Raw genomic sequence first — 13,364 nt, 5'->3', positions numbered from 1 at the left:
TGCTCGAATCCGCGATCGAAATCGGCCTGGTGGTCTTGAGCGTGGGCGCTCGGAACGGCAACGGCGATCACGATGGAGCCGAGCAAGGCGGCGATCGATATGCGTCTTTTTGGGATGCTCTTCATCGCGGGAGCCTCTTGTGAGACTATCGGCCGGAGCGGCCGGCGCTCAAGTGTTCAGCGGGGAGCCATTCACCCAAGCGCGCGCACCGCCCGGCCAATGCCTATACTCATTCATCGCCCCGGCAGGTTGTGATTCTGCAGCGGGATTTTACGCGAGATATACGGATCGAAAGGGACAGCCGCGGTCCGGACCGTCGCGAGAATTTGTCCCATGATCAATTCGACGGCGCCAGCGTGACCGAGCCGAAGGTTTGCCTCAAGCTCGCCCCATCTCGCGTTCAGCGTGCTCCGCGCGGTCCAGACCGTGCTCGGACACTTACTTACAAATTCGCGGATACGATCGAGCCCCGCGCAGAACGTGCCGAGCGCGACGGCCGCACTGGCCTTCTCGCGGAGCGAGTTGGCAAAGGCGGCCCACTCGGCCAAGATTTTTTCCTGCGGGTTTTGTGGATCGGATTTGGATTCATCGGCCATGACTTTTTGAACTCCTGTTATCGGGTTTTGCGGCGATGCCCTATCCCCGGCGCTCGCCGTATCGGCCATATTTGCGCTCGGCTTCGGCAACGAGTTTGCGCAACCGTTTTTCATACTCGACGTGATCGGGGATCGCAGCGCGGCTCAGGTCCGGCGGCCGATCCGGTTGTGGCGCCGCAGGCGCGGGCGTTGCGGATGATGCTGCGTTTGGTGGTGGCCTCGATTCCATTTTCGGTTTCCTCCTTCTTGGGTCGCTTGTCCTACAGTGTAAAACGCTGTCGAAATTCGGCTTCGATCTAATCGAGGGCGCCGCGTAGCGCGAGCGAGTCGCCCGCGCGTGTGAGCTCGACCAGTTTGTCGCGCGCCTGCGCGAGCATCGCGCATCCGGCCTCAATTCGCGCCGAGTCGCGGCCGACCAGCGCGGCCAGGCGGGGCATCCCCTCACGCAAAATTTGCTCCGGGCGCTCGGCGAGCGCATCGGCGATGATCGCGTGCGCTGCTTTCTCGAAAACATTTCGGTCCTTCATTTTTCCGCCTCTCCTTCCACGTTGTCGGGCATCACGCCCTGTTGCTTGTGCTTGGAATTTCCCGGACTGCTCATCTCCATCACGCATCAAACGGGCACCAGCCCGCCTCGATTAGCTGTGCGACTTCATCGACGTGGCGTTCGAGATCATCGACCAGCGCGCGCCAAGCCCTGCCGTGGCTTTCGACAACCAACGTTCCGTCAGGATCGAGTCTCAGTCCTACAGAATTTTCGCGGCAGATTCGGATCAGCATCATCCCGGCGGTGACGTCGCCGGCGCCGATTTTCATGGTCGGCAAAGTCGGCATCGGCCCGCCCGGCGCTTGCGCGAGCCGGCCGAGATATTCGAGATGGCCGGTCGCGGTGCGCTCTTGGTCGGCTTTGAGCGCGGCCAACAGGTCGGCCTTGTGCGAGCGAATCGCAGCGCGATCAGCATCAGTCAACCGCGAGCCGGGCCGCACAACCAGGTCAGGGCCGTCCACCTCAACCGCGATGCCGCGTTCGGTGAGTTTTGCGAGTAGCGTTCCGGCTTCCATCTTCAAAACCTCTCCGCTTCGACGGTTTGGGGCTTTTCAACCGTAGAAGCGTCAAAACCTCTGTCCCCGTTGGGGTTGGCAGCGTTTTTCAAACCGTCAACATCACGTCCGTTGACGGTTTGAAAATCATCACTTCCCCCTTGTGGCCCAAGGGTTTTGACGCTTCTACGGGTTGAATCGGGGTTTGGCAGGTAGCGCGTGAACGCCTCTTTGAAATCGCCGACCTTGTACCCCTTCAGATTGGCGCCGTCCGCGAGTTGAACAGTGATTGGGCTTACATCGAATGGCCGGAGCGCGCGCGCCAGTTGGTTCGGCGACATGGCCCGGCCGCGGCGGTATTCGGCCCACGGCCGGCCTTCCATCGCGGCCAAGGCTTCGCAAATTTGAGCGGAGCCAAGCCGGTCAGCCTCACGCTCGGCAAAAATGGATCGCAGGTCGCCAAGCAATATGACACCGATCGATCCTTCGGGTCGGACATCGGCTCCTGAGAGCAGGAGCGCCGCTGCTTGCGCGCGCTCCTGCCATTCGCCGCCGGCCGCATCGGCGATGGCGAGCAGGGGCCGCCAGTTATCGCCCGCCCGGTCATCAAGTTCACTCGGCACGGCGGGGTCAGCATCTTTGAGCGCCTCAGCATGATCCGCCGCCCAGCGTGCGCAGCGCCGCGCAAGCTCCGCCAGCGCCGCCGCGTGCTCGCGCCGGAATCGCTCAATCCGCTCGGACGGCAGACGGCGCCGAAGCGCGAGCGTGATTTCGCGGTCTTCAAGCGTTGCGGGAAGGTGGCCGATGCGCGCAATCGCCATCGCGGTATAGGTCGAAAATTTGCGCGGTTCAAAATCATCGGCGACCGATACCAGGCGAACCACAAACGCGCTCGCGCGGGAGTGGCCGCTGTTTAGGATTCCCCTCAGCTCCTCGTTTTCGCGTGCGAAGCTATCGGCTTCATCGATCAACAGTGTCGGCCGCGCAGCATCAATTGTGCGGAAGATCGCGGCCGGGCTGATGTTCGAGGCAACCAGCGGGCGGGGTACTAGGTGGGCGAGCACGTTAAGCAGCGTGGTTTTGCCACAGCGGCGCGCCGGGGATGAGATCCCGAGCCGGGGCGCGATATCGAACACGGCGATCAGGTACGTAAAGAGAACCCACAAGACGATCGCCACGTCAGCGCCCAGTGGCAGGATCGCGAACCGGCGAAAGGCCGCCGCCAGTTCATCGAGCAGAGCGCCGCCATCGACGGGTTGCGGCCACGGGTCGGGATCGTGGAGATCGAGGGCGGCACCTGAGCCGGTCGCCACCTTTTCGGTTTCCGTGCCTTGCACAAGATCGTCAAGGGCTGCAGTGCGGATGCCGAGGCGCCCCGCTTCGGAACGCCGGCGGAGTTCGTATTCGGCTGGTTCGAGCGCGCGAAGGTGCCTCACGATTTCTTCGATGTGCTCTTGTATCGCGGCTTCGACCGCCAGTGAGATCGTTGCGGATTTTACGGCGGCCGGCAGGGCGTGCACGTCAGCCAAATAGGCGAATGCAGGGTCACGATCCCAATTCTCGATCGCATCCGTGATCGCCGCCGAAAGGCGTTCGAGGCGGGCGCGCTTTGGATCGGCCTTGATCAGCTCGCGCGCGAGTTCGAGCAGCTTTGCCGCCTTGGCGCCGTCTGGCCCCTTGAGCCCGGCGACCGCTTCCCGCGCCGCCCGATCGAGATCGGCTTTGTCGGCGTCTGCGCTCATCGCGCACGACGACGCCGGAGTGGCCGGCGTGTCGGCCGCCTTTAGCGTTCGCATCGCGCAACCCATCCGCCGGCGCACGGGCGCGCGCCTTCGAGCCGCGCAAGGATGGTGTCAAAGGTCATCGCGCGGCCGCCTGTTCCGCGCCGGCCGCATCGGCCTTCACCCGGCGCGATTCGAGCCAAGTGCGGAGCGCCGATTCGCGAACGCCCACAACCCGATCGGTAATCTGAACGGCCGCGGGAAATTTGCCTTCGCGCGCGAGCCGCCATCGAGTAGTGCGGCTCAAACCGGTCAGCGCGCGGATTTCAGGCTCGCGAAGAAACCGATCGAGATTTTTGTCGGGACTCTTTGAAGTACTCATGGGCTCATGCTGAACCGCATGAGCGCGCGCGAACAGCGGGCAATAGTTAGGCTATCGACACCCTTCTGTCCGAATTTCCAACTCCAAACGCTCCCGGCGGCGCCTGTAGCTGTCCTCATCAATCTGCTTTTCAAACAGATCGTTGAACAACTTTGCCAGTTCGCGATCGTGCTTGCAGCCGTCCGGCGCGAGCCGGGGCATCAACTCAATAAACAAATTTTCCACCATCGCCGGGCGGCGTCCCGGTCGATCACGCTTTCCCGGAGTTGGCGGCCGTGCGGGGCGATAACGCGCAAGGGCCGCCCGATAGCTTCGTTCCAGCGTCACAATGGTTTCCACCAGCGGCAGGAGCCGTTCTAACGCTGCACGGCTGGCGGAGATTTCTGTCCTCAGCGCATTAAGCATCCACGCCCCGCCGGGCTGAATTTCCAACTCCTTCAGTCGCCCATGTAGTTCTTCGACAAGAGCATCGAGACCGCGAATCCGATCCGCGCCGGGGAAATTTTCAAAATCGCGGCGGCCGGCGATCATCGCGAGAGCGTTCAGCAAGGCGGTTTCGCCGAATCGCGCCGCGACGCAATCGCGGAAGGATTGGGAGTCCTTGATTTCCTCGAGAAAGTGGGGATCGGCCCTCTCGATCCAATACGTCGCGGGCCGCAGTTTCCGCAAATTCGGCAGGACGGCTTTGAACTTCCGCGTGCGGTCGGTCTTGGGATCGATGGCGCGATCCCACTCGATAATTTCGTCCGGTTCATTTTCCGCGCGGGGATAGCCGGCCAGCGCGGCCGCGAGCTGATCGAGCCAATCATCGTAAGCGGGATGATCGGGGACGGGCACCGGAGCGGGCTTGCCCGCGCGCGGATCCCCGCGCCGCTTCGCCGCCTTCATGCCCTGAGCTCTACAACTTTCGCTGCCGCCTTGCCCGTCAGAATTTGCCGGAGCCTCACATCCCATCGGGTGAGCGCGCCGCGCTTCTCCGAATCGTAGGCGTGCCGATCGTACACGGCGGTAATCCCGCGCTCGACATGGTTCAGAATTTTACTCACCACCAGGCGCGGGATTTTGCTCCCCGTCATAAGGCTCGCGGCCGTGCGCCGTAGATCGTGAAATCGAAAATCGACCGGCTGACCGTCGGGAAGCGCCGACGGGATAGCCTTGCGTAATTCATCGCCGCTCTTGACCTTCAAGCGCCGCGCCGGCTTTTGCAGGTTAGCGATCGGTCGATCGACGCGCCCGCCGCGGAAAACGAAAACCGGATCGTGCGGCTTCCTGGCAAGCTCGCGGACGATGCGCGCCGCTTCGCCGACAAGGGGAACGCGATGCGCCAATCCGTTCTTTGCCCGCTCGGCTGGAATCGTCCACCAGCCGCCATCAAGATCAACTTCATCCCATCGCATCCCGGTAATTTCACTCCGCCGCTGCGCCGTGAGCAGGGCGAGCCGGAAGATCGCGCGCCATTTAAGCGGCTCGCTTTCGAGCGCGGTCCACAGTGCCCGGATTTCCCCCTCGTTCAGTACCCGATCCCGCGTGCGCTCCTCGCCCGGCTTCTTTACGCGGTACGCCGGGTTCGCCTCTACCACCCCCTTGTCCACGCCAAAAGCAAAGACCGTCGATACAAGGGCCAGCGTGCGGTTTGCCATCGTGCCCTTGCCGCGCGCTTCGATAGCGTCAGTCAACTCGATCACGTCCATACGCCGAATGTCGCCAGCCTTCCGGCTCCCCCATCGCGGCAGTAGCTCTTTGTTGATGATCCGCTGATCTTCGCGCGCGGGTTTCGGCCGCTTCTTCTTCAATGCGTGTTCAGCCATGTACCGCTCGCACAACCGCGCAAAGTCATCCGCCGCCCGCCGCTCCTGCTTTTCAAGAACCGGATCGGCGCCCTTCTGCACGTCCGCCAGCTTATCCCGCGCCTGTTCCCGCGCGTCCTTGAGGCTCAAAACCGGATACGTTCCGAGCGTGAACCGTCGCAGACGCCCATCGGTCGGTAGCCGATACAGCAAGGTCCAAGTGCGCCGGCCGCCCTGAGAGACGCGCAAGCCAAGGCCGCGCTCCTTGCGATCCCAGTATTCGGCTTGCCCGCGCTCAGGAGCCTTCACGCTCTGAACAAAAACGTCGGTTAGATTTGCTCGCATGATCCCTTCTCCCTGTTCGCCAAAATTCTTAGGTAACAGCGCCTCGATAAACCCCCTCTCTATGTGCTACCTAAGGGAGTAGGCGATTGAACCCGCACAATCAGTCACCCCTTCTTAGGTAGCACATAGGTAACAGAAAAGCCAACACTACCTGAAACCGTCCGAGATGGCGCGCAACCGGCTGAAAACCGTGAATCGACTGTGGCAGAGGGACTTTATGCGCTCAAGCTGGTTTCATGGGGTTGCGGGCGGTAGCGGCAGAAATTGGGGTACTCCTGAATGGCATTCAGGAGGTCGCGCGTTCGATCCGCGTCAGCTCCACCAATTAAATCGATCACTTTTGGATTCTCAGACATCGGCGGAGTGACAGCGATCCTTCAACTGAGGACAGGACATCATGCGGGAAAATCTCAAGAGCAAAACCATTACCGAGGGCGTTCAGCGCTCGCCCAACCGCGCGATGCTGCGCGCCGTTGGCTTCACGGACACTGATTTCCAGAAGCCGATTGTTGGCGTGGCCAACGCGTACAGCACGATCACCCCGTGCAACATCAGTCTGAACGTGCTCGCGCAGCGGGCGGAGAACGCGCTCAAGGCGGCGGGCGCGATGCCGCAGGTGTTCGGAACGATCACGGTGAGCGACGGCATCGCGATGGGCACCGAGGGAATGAAGTACTCGCTGGTCTCGCGCGAGGTGATCGCCGACTCGATCGAGACCGCGTGCAGCGCGCAGTCGATGGACGGCGTGGTTGCGATCGGCGGATGCGACAAGAATATGCCGGGCGCGATGATGGCGATTGCGCGGATGAACATCCCGGCCATTTTTGTTTACGGCGGAACGATCAAGCCGGGGCATTACAACGGCCGCGACCTGACGATCGTCAGCGCGTTCGAAGCAGTTGGAGAGTTCAGCGCGCACAAGATCGACGAGCGAGAATTGCTTGAGGTCGAGCGCCGCGCGTGTCCGGGCGCGGGTTCCTGCGGCGGGATGTACACGGCGAACACCATGTCGTCGGCGATCGAGGCGATGGGCATGAGCATCCCGTATTCGTCGACGATGGCGGCGGAGGATGCCGAGAAGGCCGACAGCGCCGCGAAATCGGCGCAGGCCGTCGTGCAAGCGATCCACACGCAATTGATCCCGCGACAGATCATGACGCGCAACGCCTTCGAGAATGCGATCTCCGTCGTGATGGCGGTTGGAGGATCGACGAACGCCGTACTCCATCTGCTGGCGATGGCTCACGCAGCTGAAGTGCCGCTGACTATCGACGACTTCGAGACGATTCGACAGCGGGTGCCGGTGCTGTGCGATTTGAAGCCGTCGGGACCGTACGTCGCGACCGATTTGCATCGCGCCGGCGGTATCCCGCAGGTGATGAAGATGCTGTTGAAGCGCGGGCTTCTGCACGGCGACGCGATCACGATTACCGGGAAAACCGTTGCGGAGAACCTGGCTGAAGTCCCTGATGCGCCGCGCGTGGACCAGGCGGTTATTCATCAGTGGGACAAGCCGGTCTATCCGCAGGGCCATCTGGCAATCATGAGAGGCAACCTGGCCACCGAAGGCGCGGTCGCGAAAATCACCGGGATCAAAAGCCATCACATCACGGGACCGGCGCGCGTATTCGAATGCGAGGAGGACTGTCTGAGTTCGATCCTCGCGGGGAAGATCAAAGCCGGGGACGTGCTGGTAATTCGTTACGAAGGACCGAAGGGCGGACCGGGGATGCGCGAGATGCTGTCGCCAACGTCGGCGATTATCGGCGCGGGGTTGGGCGACGCGGTCGGCCTGATCACCGACGGCCGTTTCTCGGGCGGCACCTACGGCTTGGTCGTGGGACACGTCGCGCCCGAGGCGCAGGTCGGCGGACTGATCGCGCTGGTGCACGAAGGTGATTCGATCACGATTAATGCGAACAAGCATCTGCTTACGCTCAATGTGCCCGAAGCGGAGATCGCGAGGCGCCGGTCCGCATGGCGGGCGCCCGCGCCTCGATACACGCGAGGCGTGCTGGCGAAGTACGCCGCCCAGGTGTCATCGAGCAGCGTCGGGGCAGTGACGGATTAGCCGCGGCTTCGTCGTCGGTCCGGGCCAAGGTCGCGCGATTGCGACTGACCGAAAGGAAGAATCGCCTGCGCGGCGGGCGGCAGGGGCTGACCCCTGCACCCAGTGAGAAGACGTGAAAATCCGCGCAGCGCATCTTTTCGCGACTACACAATGGGCAGGGCTGAGCCGTGCACCCGGTGAAAAGAAAAGATGCGGCCTGACGGCCTGTTAGGACTTTTTTTGAGTCATCCTGAGCGAAGCGAAGGAACCCGGATTCGAGATTCTTCGCTTCGCAGACTCCGCTCTAGAATGACAGAAAAGGAAGGATCCGGGATTCTTCCCCTTCGCCAGCGCTCAGAGCTTCGGCTCAACTTCAGCAACTTCCGCTCAAGATCACCTGCGCGGTGGGCGAACTCCACCGCCATCCCAGACTATCTCTCAGCGAGCGCCGCTCACTTGCGAGCTATCCCCGCTGGTTGGCGGGGAAACGATCCGTATCCCGCATAGGCGGCTTTCGCGCCGAGATCTTCGGCGATATTGAGCAGCCGATTGTACTTGGCCACGCGCTCACCGCGGCAGGCCGAGCCGGTTTTGATTTGTCCGGCGGCGGTCGCGACTGCGAAATCCGCGATGGTAGTGTCGGGGGTCTCGCCGGAGCGATGAGAGATCACGCAGGTGTATCGGGCGTCTCGTGCGACGCGCATCGCGTCGAGGGTTTCGGTGAGGGTCCCGATCTGGTTGAGCTTGATGAGCACGGAGTTGGCGACATGCTGGGCGATCGCGCGGCGGATCATGACCGGGTTGGTAACGAAGATGTCGTCGCCGACAAGTTGGACGCGGTCTCCGATCTCGCGCGTCAGCAGTTCCCAGCCGGCCCAGTCGTCCTCGGCGAGTCCATCTTCCAGCGAGATGATCGGATAGCGGCTGACCCAGTCGGAGTAAAGCCGGGTCATCGCTTCGGCGTCGCGCGACTTTCCGTCGGAGCGCGCGAAAACGTACTTCCCGTTTTCGTAGAACTCGCTGGACGCAGGATCAAGCGCGATCCAGGCGTCCTCGCCCGGACGATAGCCAGCTTTCACCATGGCTTCCAGAATCAATTCAAGCGGCTCCTCGTTGCTGCGCAGGCGGGGAGCGAAGCCGCCCTCGTCGCCGACGGTGGTGGGAAAGCCGCGCGCCTTGAGCACGGCGGCCAGCGCGTGAAATATCTCGGCACCCATCCGCAAGGCCTCGGCAAAGCTCGGGGCGCCGACGGGCACAATCATGTACTCCTGGAAATCGACGCCTGATTCCGCATGCCGGCCGCCGTTGAGGATGTTCAGCATCGGCACGGGCAAGAGGTTTGAGTCGGGCGCCAGGTATCGATAGAGCGGAAGCCCGCGCGACGCGGCCGCCGCATGCGCCGCGGCGAGCGAGACGCCGAGGATTGCGTTGGCGCCGAGCCGTGACTTGTTCTCGGTTCCATCCAGGTCGATCAATGCGCGATCGAGAGCGGCCTGCGCGGCTGCATCGAGGCCCCGGATTTTCGGTCCGATGATGTCGCAGACGTTGGCGACTGCCTTGAGAACACCCTTGCCACCGTAGCGGCGCGAATCGCCGTCGCGCAGTTCGCAGGCCTCATGCGACCCGGTGGACGCTCCCGACGGGATAGCAGTGCGGCCGAGTGAGCCATCCTGCAAGCGGACTTCCACCTCGACGGTCGGGTTCCCGCGGGAATCCAGAATCTCCCTGGCATGCACAGTGGCGATTGCAGTTGACGCTTCCATTACGGCCTCCGGGCGCTCCAATTCATCCGAAACTTGTGACGCGGTTCTTGACTCACCGGTCACGTCGATACATTGATGTTAGGCGCAATCGGTGATGGGGTTCCACCGCCAACCGCTCCCGCTTGAGTGAGCTGATGACCCCTACTGGTGTTGAACACGAGTAGGGGCTTTTTTTTAAAGGGCTCTACCGAAAGCTACAGGGTCCTTTTTTTATCGGCAGCATCTTGCAATCTGATACGCTTTCGCAAGAACGGTTTGCAAGGGCGCGCCGGCGCTTTCACAACGCCAGGAGGGCAGCGATCGATGTTCACCGGAAGGGCTAAGCAGGTCACGATCTATTTCGGCGAGACGGATCAATACCATCACCAGGCGCTGTACATGGCGATCATCGAGATGCTCCGGCGCGAGGGGTGTAGCGGCGCGACCGCGATGCGCGGAGTGGCGGGGTTTGGGGCCTCATCGCTGATTCACACGGCGGCGATCCTTCGGCTGTCCTTCGACCAGCCAATCGTGATCACAGTTGTCGATCGCCCCGATCGGATCGATCGGGTGCTTGGTCCGATCCGGGAGATGGCTCCGAACGCACTGATCACGGTTGCGGAGGTGGAAATCGTTCAATCCGGAGTTCCCTTCAAGGAAGGTTTGCCCGACGTGAAGGTCGGAGAGGTAATGCGCCGCGAGGTCGCCACGGTGCATCCCGACAGCCCCGTCACCGAGGTCGTAGAGCTGCTGCTGGACAAGGATTTCAGCGCCGTGCCGGTGGTGGACAATGACGGGAAAGTGGTCGGCATGGTCAGCGACAACGATCTCCTGACACGAGGCGGGATGAACGTCACGATCAGTCTGAAGAAGGCCACCGATTTGGATTACGTGCGCGAGCTTCACGAATCGCTGGAGAACGCGAACCGCAAAGTGTCGGAGGTGATGACGCGAGAGGTGGTGACGACTGCTCCCGACACCATTCTAGGACGAGCTGCCAAAGTCATGGTCGAAAAACATCTTAAGCGGCTACCGGTCGTGGATAGCGATGGAAAGTTGGTGGGCATCCTGGGCCGGCTTGATGTGTTGAGCACGATCGCGGCGGTCCATCTGTCCGAGTGGCACCCCGAGGCCCGCAGCGCCGGCCCGGATGCGACGGTCGAGGGCGTGATGACACGCGACGTTCCGAGCGTGCACGAATCGGCAACCATCGAAGAAGTTTTCGAGCTGCTGGTGTCGTCGTCGCACAAGCGGGTGGTGGTTATAGATGACAAGCGGCACGTCGCAGGGATTATCGCGGACTCCGATTTGATTTCGAAAGTAAGCCGCGAGAGTTGGCCGGGCGTGATGGAACTCCTGGTCTCCAAGGTCCCGATTGAGAGGATCAGCGGACCGGCCCGCAAACACATTCAAAAGCTTCGCGCGCGGTTTGCCAGAGAACTGATGACGCGGGACGTGATCACCGTCCGCGAGAAAATGCCGGTTGTCAGCGCGCTGGCGCTATCCGCGGAAAAGCGCGTCAAGCGTCTGCCGGTGGTGGACGCTGAAGGCGCGCTGGTTGGAATCGTGGGGCGAACCGAAATGATGCGGGCGCTGCTCGCGCGAAGCGAAGCGGGAAAGGTGCTGTAGGGTGTTGGCGGTTGTTCTGGTTGCGATTGGCGGCGGCATCGGATCGGCGACGCGGTATTTGGTAGGTGGCTGGATTGCCGCTCGCTTTGGGAGTGCGTTCCCATACGGAACATTCGCAATCAATGTCACTGCAAGTTTCATCATCGGCTTTTTCCTGGCGTTTGCTCAGGAGCGAGTCAGCCTCAACCCGCATTTGCGCCTTTTCGTCGCGGTCGGTTTCATCGGCGGTTATTCGACGTTCTCGACCTTTGAGTACGAATCGGTTCGCTTGCTTCAAGACGGAGAGATGCTGCTGGGCGCGGCATATCTTCTCGGGAGTGTGATCACCGGAGGTCTCGCCGCAATCGGGGGAATCGCACTGGGAAGCTGGCTATGACCCATCCCGGTCGCGATTGAATGATAAGGACGGCTGGTAGGAGTCAGCGAAGACCAGCGATGGGGTTCACTAGAACTGCTTTGCTCTGAGCAGGGCCTGACGACCCCTACCAAGGCCGCAAGGCCGATAGGAGTCTCCTATCAGTCGAACGATTTGCGCGTCGGGTTACCCGCCGCTGGGAATGGGAGATGCGCGGACGGCGCGCTCGAACGCCCAGGCACGAATGTGATTGATCTGCTCCTTCATGGTGCGCGCCAGCGGAACCAGCTCACCGGCGGCCAGGAAGAGATCCTGCTCGGTAACCTCATGGTCCTTGAGCCGCGCCCTGGTCAGTGCAGATACGACGGTCTGCTCGATCTCGGCGCCGGTCCAGCCCTTCATAAAGTCCGCCAATCGTTCCAGATCAAACTTGCTCGCATCTATTTCCCGGCGGCCGAGGTGAATCTTCAAGATCTCGATCCGTTCGGCAACCAGCGGCAGGTCAACGAAGAAGACCTCGTCGAAACGTCCTTTGCGAATCATCTCGGCGGGAAGCAGGTCGATCCGGTTTGCGGTGGCGGCGACGAAGAGACCGCGCGCCTTCTCCTGCATCCAGGTCAGAAAGAAGGCGAAGATCCTGCCCTGCTCGCCGCCCGGATCGCCCGAGGAAATCCCCATCTCAATCTCGTCGAACCAAACCACCGCGGGCGCCATATCCTCGAGCGTCTTGCAGGCCTGGACGAATGCTCCCTCAGGCTCCCCATGCCTGCCGGAGAAGACCTCGATCATGTCGATTCGATAGAGCGGAAGCTCGAAGTGCGAGGAGATGGCTTTGATGCAGAGGCTTTTGCCGCAGCCCGGGATGCCCATGACGAGAACGCCCTTGGGGACGATGTCAGTGCTGAGGCTCTCGCGGAGTTGAAACAGTTTACGACGCTCCAGCAGCCACTGCTTGAGCTTCTCCAGGCCGCCGACCTCGCCGATGCTCGTGCTGTCGGCGACAAACTCGATGACGCCGCCGCGGTTGACGAGCAGCCGCTTTTCCTCGAGCAGGGCGGGTAACGACTCGGGGCCGAGGGTTGGACTCACCGCCAGAGCACGGCGCACCGCGTGGCGCGCCTCCTGGAGCGTGACTCCCTGCAGGGCGCGCGCGAGCTGGTAGAGGGTTTCCTCGCTCGCGTCGGGCGCCGAGAGTCGCCGAGCCTCACTGCGCAAAAGCTCGACCAGTTCGATGAGATCAGGCGGCCGCAGCTCGAGATACACAATGTCGCGCTCGATCTCCTCAGGAACGAATCGCACCGGGGAACTGATGACTACGAATTTGCGTTGATCGAGACAGCTTTCGTACAGGTCTCGAAGACGGCGCCTGACCTCCGGAGATTCGCGCAGCGGCTCGTGAAAGTCCTTGAGATGGAAGATGGCAGCGTCCTTGTGGGCGGCGATGAAGTCCAGAGCTTCGCGAGGATCGAGAGTGCCGCTCTGGGCTACTGCGTCATCGCGAAGCAATCCCTGGGTGAGGCTCCAGGTCCAAACGGGCACCGGTGCGGACGCGTACAACGTTCGGCCGACCTCGCGCAGCAGCCTTCCGATTCGCTGCTCCTCGGCGGAGCGGATATAGGTGAGCGGCCGTCCTGACTGGAAGATCTCGCGCAGCGTCTTTGCCGCGCGGCTCTCAACAGGCTGAGGCTTTGTAGAATTCTTCATAGAAAAATCGCG

General features: G+C 61.9%; 13 protein-coding genes and 1 riboswitch. Of the genes, 3 read left to right on the top strand and 10 right to left on the bottom strand.

Going from position 1 to position 13,364, the window contains the following annotated elements; genetic code table 11:
* Nucleotides 1-233: 233 nt before the first annotated feature.
* The 8 genes from ABSB13_RS03335 to ABSB13_RS03300 all read right to left on the bottom strand — a co-directional run bounded on the left by ABSB13_RS03335 (nucleotide 234) and on the right by ABSB13_RS03300 (nucleotide 5,872).
* A complete protein-coding gene (locus ABSB13_RS03335) occupies nucleotides 234-596 on the bottom strand; it encodes a hypothetical protein (protein ID WP_428105493.1) in 363 nt (120 codons plus the stop codon).
* Nucleotides 597-636: 40 nt separating this feature from the next.
* Nucleotides 637-825: a hypothetical protein gene (locus ABSB13_RS03330; RefSeq protein ID WP_428105491.1), complete on the bottom strand. Its 189-nt coding sequence runs from the start codon at nucleotides 823-825 to the stop codon at nucleotides 637-639.
* A 67-nt stretch (nucleotides 826-892) separates the two neighbouring features.
* The gene (locus ABSB13_RS03325) at nucleotides 893-1,123 is read right to left on the bottom strand and encodes a hypothetical protein (RefSeq protein WP_428105490.1); all 231 of its coding nucleotides are present in this window, start codon (nucleotides 1,121-1,123) and stop codon (nucleotides 893-895) included.
* Nucleotides 1,124-1,202: 79 nt separating this feature from the next.
* A complete protein-coding gene (locus ABSB13_RS03320; protein WP_428105488.1) occupies nucleotides 1,203-1,658 on the bottom strand; it encodes a TubC N-terminal docking domain-related protein in 456 nt (151 codons plus the stop codon).
* A 2-nt stretch (nucleotides 1,659-1,660) separates the two neighbouring features.
* Nucleotides 1,661-3,157 carry a DUF3631 domain-containing protein gene (locus tag ABSB13_RS03315; protein ID WP_428105497.1) on the bottom strand — a complete coding sequence of 499 codons (1,497 nt, stop codon included), beginning with the start codon at nucleotides 3,155-3,157 and terminating at the stop codon, nucleotides 1,661-1,663.
* Nucleotides 3,158-3,497: 340 nt separating this feature from the next.
* Nucleotides 3,498-3,740: a helix-turn-helix transcriptional regulator gene (locus ABSB13_RS03310; protein WP_428105487.1), complete on the bottom strand. Its 243-nt coding sequence runs from the start codon at nucleotides 3,738-3,740 to the stop codon at nucleotides 3,498-3,500.
* Nucleotides 3,741-3,791: 51 nt separating this feature from the next.
* Nucleotides 3,792-4,628 carry a hypothetical protein gene (locus ABSB13_RS03305; protein ID WP_428105485.1) on the bottom strand — a complete coding sequence of 279 codons (837 nt, stop codon included), beginning with the start codon at nucleotides 4,626-4,628 and terminating at the stop codon, nucleotides 3,792-3,794.
* Nucleotides 4,625-5,872 (bottom strand): tyrosine-type recombinase/integrase, encoded by a 1,248-nt coding sequence (locus ABSB13_RS03300; protein WP_428105484.1) that lies wholly within the window; start codon nucleotides 5,870-5,872, stop codon nucleotides 4,625-4,627. Before ABSB13_RS03300 ends, ABSB13_RS03305 begins: the two co-directional genes overlap by 4 nt.
* A 397-nt stretch (nucleotides 5,873-6,269) precedes the next feature.
* Between ABSB13_RS03300 and ilvD the strand changes: the two genes are divergently transcribed.
* Nucleotides 6,270-7,943 (top strand): dihydroxy-acid dehydratase, encoded by a 1,674-nt coding sequence (gene ilvD, locus ABSB13_RS03295; protein ID WP_428105483.1) that lies wholly within the window; start codon nucleotides 6,270-6,272, stop codon nucleotides 7,941-7,943.
* 431 nt (nucleotides 7,944-8,374) lie between these two features.
* Here the strand turns inward: ilvD and eno are convergent, their stop codons facing one another.
* Nucleotides 8,375-9,685 carry a phosphopyruvate hydratase gene (eno, locus tag ABSB13_RS03290; RefSeq protein ID WP_428105481.1) on the bottom strand — a complete coding sequence of 437 codons (1,311 nt, stop codon included), beginning with the start codon at nucleotides 9,683-9,685 and terminating at the stop codon, nucleotides 8,375-8,377.
* 81 nt (nucleotides 9,686-9,766) lie between these two features.
* A riboswitch (Fluoride riboswitch) is annotated at nucleotides 9,767-9,836 on the top strand.
* A gap of 152 nt (nucleotides 9,837-9,988) precedes the next feature.
* Between eno and ABSB13_RS03285 the strand changes: the two genes are divergently transcribed.
* Entirely contained in the window at nucleotides 9,989-11,293 is a 1,305-nt protein-coding gene (locus ABSB13_RS03285; RefSeq protein WP_428105480.1) for a DUF190 domain-containing protein, read from the top strand.
* 1 nt (nucleotide 11,294) lies between these two features.
* Nucleotides 11,295-11,669, top strand: a complete 375-nt coding sequence (crcB, locus tag ABSB13_RS03280) for a fluoride efflux transporter CrcB (protein ID WP_428105479.1) — start codon at nucleotides 11,295-11,297, stop codon at nucleotides 11,667-11,669.
* Between the two features lie 165 nt (nucleotides 11,670-11,834).
* Here crcB and ABSB13_RS03275 read toward each other — a convergent pair whose 3' ends face one another.
* Nucleotides 11,835-13,352 (bottom strand): AAA family ATPase, encoded by a 1,518-nt coding sequence (locus tag ABSB13_RS03275; RefSeq protein WP_428105477.1) that lies wholly within the window; start codon nucleotides 13,350-13,352, stop codon nucleotides 11,835-11,837.
* Nucleotides 13,353-13,364: the final 12 nt, after the last annotated feature.

Origin of the sequence: Binatus sp. (SeqCode) (assembly GCF_050013435.1) — a bacterium.
Lineage (GTDB): Bacteria > Desulfobacterota > Binatia > Binatales > Binataceae > Binatus.
The sequence above is the reverse complement of the archived record's forward strand: the minus strand, read 5'-3'. Positions and strand labels throughout refer to the sequence as shown.

What these genes read in the sequence shown, in the direction of transcription:
- ABSB13_RS03335 (WP_428105493.1), bottom strand. Translation starts at nt 596, where the DNA reads ATGGCCGATGAATCCAAATCCGATCCACAAAACCCGCAGGAAAAAATC.
- ABSB13_RS03330 (WP_428105491.1), bottom strand. Translation starts at nt 825, where the DNA reads ATGGAATCGAGGCCACCACCAAACGCAGCATCATCCGCAACGCCCGCG.
- ABSB13_RS03325 (WP_428105490.1), bottom strand. Translation starts at nt 1,123, where the DNA reads ATGAAGGACCGAAATGTTTTCGAGAAAGCAGCGCACGCGATCATCGCC.
- ABSB13_RS03320 (WP_428105488.1), bottom strand. Translation starts at nt 1,658, where the DNA reads ATGGAAGCCGGAACGCTACTCGCAAAACTCACCGAACGCGGCATCGCG.
- ABSB13_RS03310 (WP_428105487.1), bottom strand. Translation starts at nt 3,740, where the DNA reads ATGAGTACTTCAAAGAGTCCCGACAAAAATCTCGATCGGTTTCTTCGC.
- ABSB13_RS03305 (WP_428105485.1), bottom strand. Translation starts at nt 4,628, where the DNA reads ATGAAGGCGGCGAAGCGGCGCGGGGATCCGCGCGCGGGCAAGCCCGCT.
- ABSB13_RS03300 (WP_428105484.1), bottom strand. Translation starts at nt 5,872, where the DNA reads ATGCGAGCAAATCTAACCGACGTTTTTGTTCAGAGCGTGAAGGCTCCT.
- ilvD (WP_428105483.1), top strand. Translation starts at nt 6,270, where the DNA reads ATGCGGGAAAATCTCAAGAGCAAAACCATTACCGAGGGCGTTCAGCGC.
- eno (WP_428105481.1), bottom strand. Translation starts at nt 9,685, where the DNA reads ATGGAAGCGTCAACTGCAATCGCCACTGTGCATGCCAGGGAGATTCTG.
- ABSB13_RS03285 (WP_428105480.1), top strand. Translation starts at nt 9,989, where the DNA reads ATGTTCACCGGAAGGGCTAAGCAGGTCACGATCTATTTCGGCGAGACG.
- ABSB13_RS03275 (WP_428105477.1), bottom strand. Translation starts at nt 13,352, where the DNA reads ATGAAGAATTCTACAAAGCCTCAGCCTGTTGAGAGCCGCGCGGCAAAG.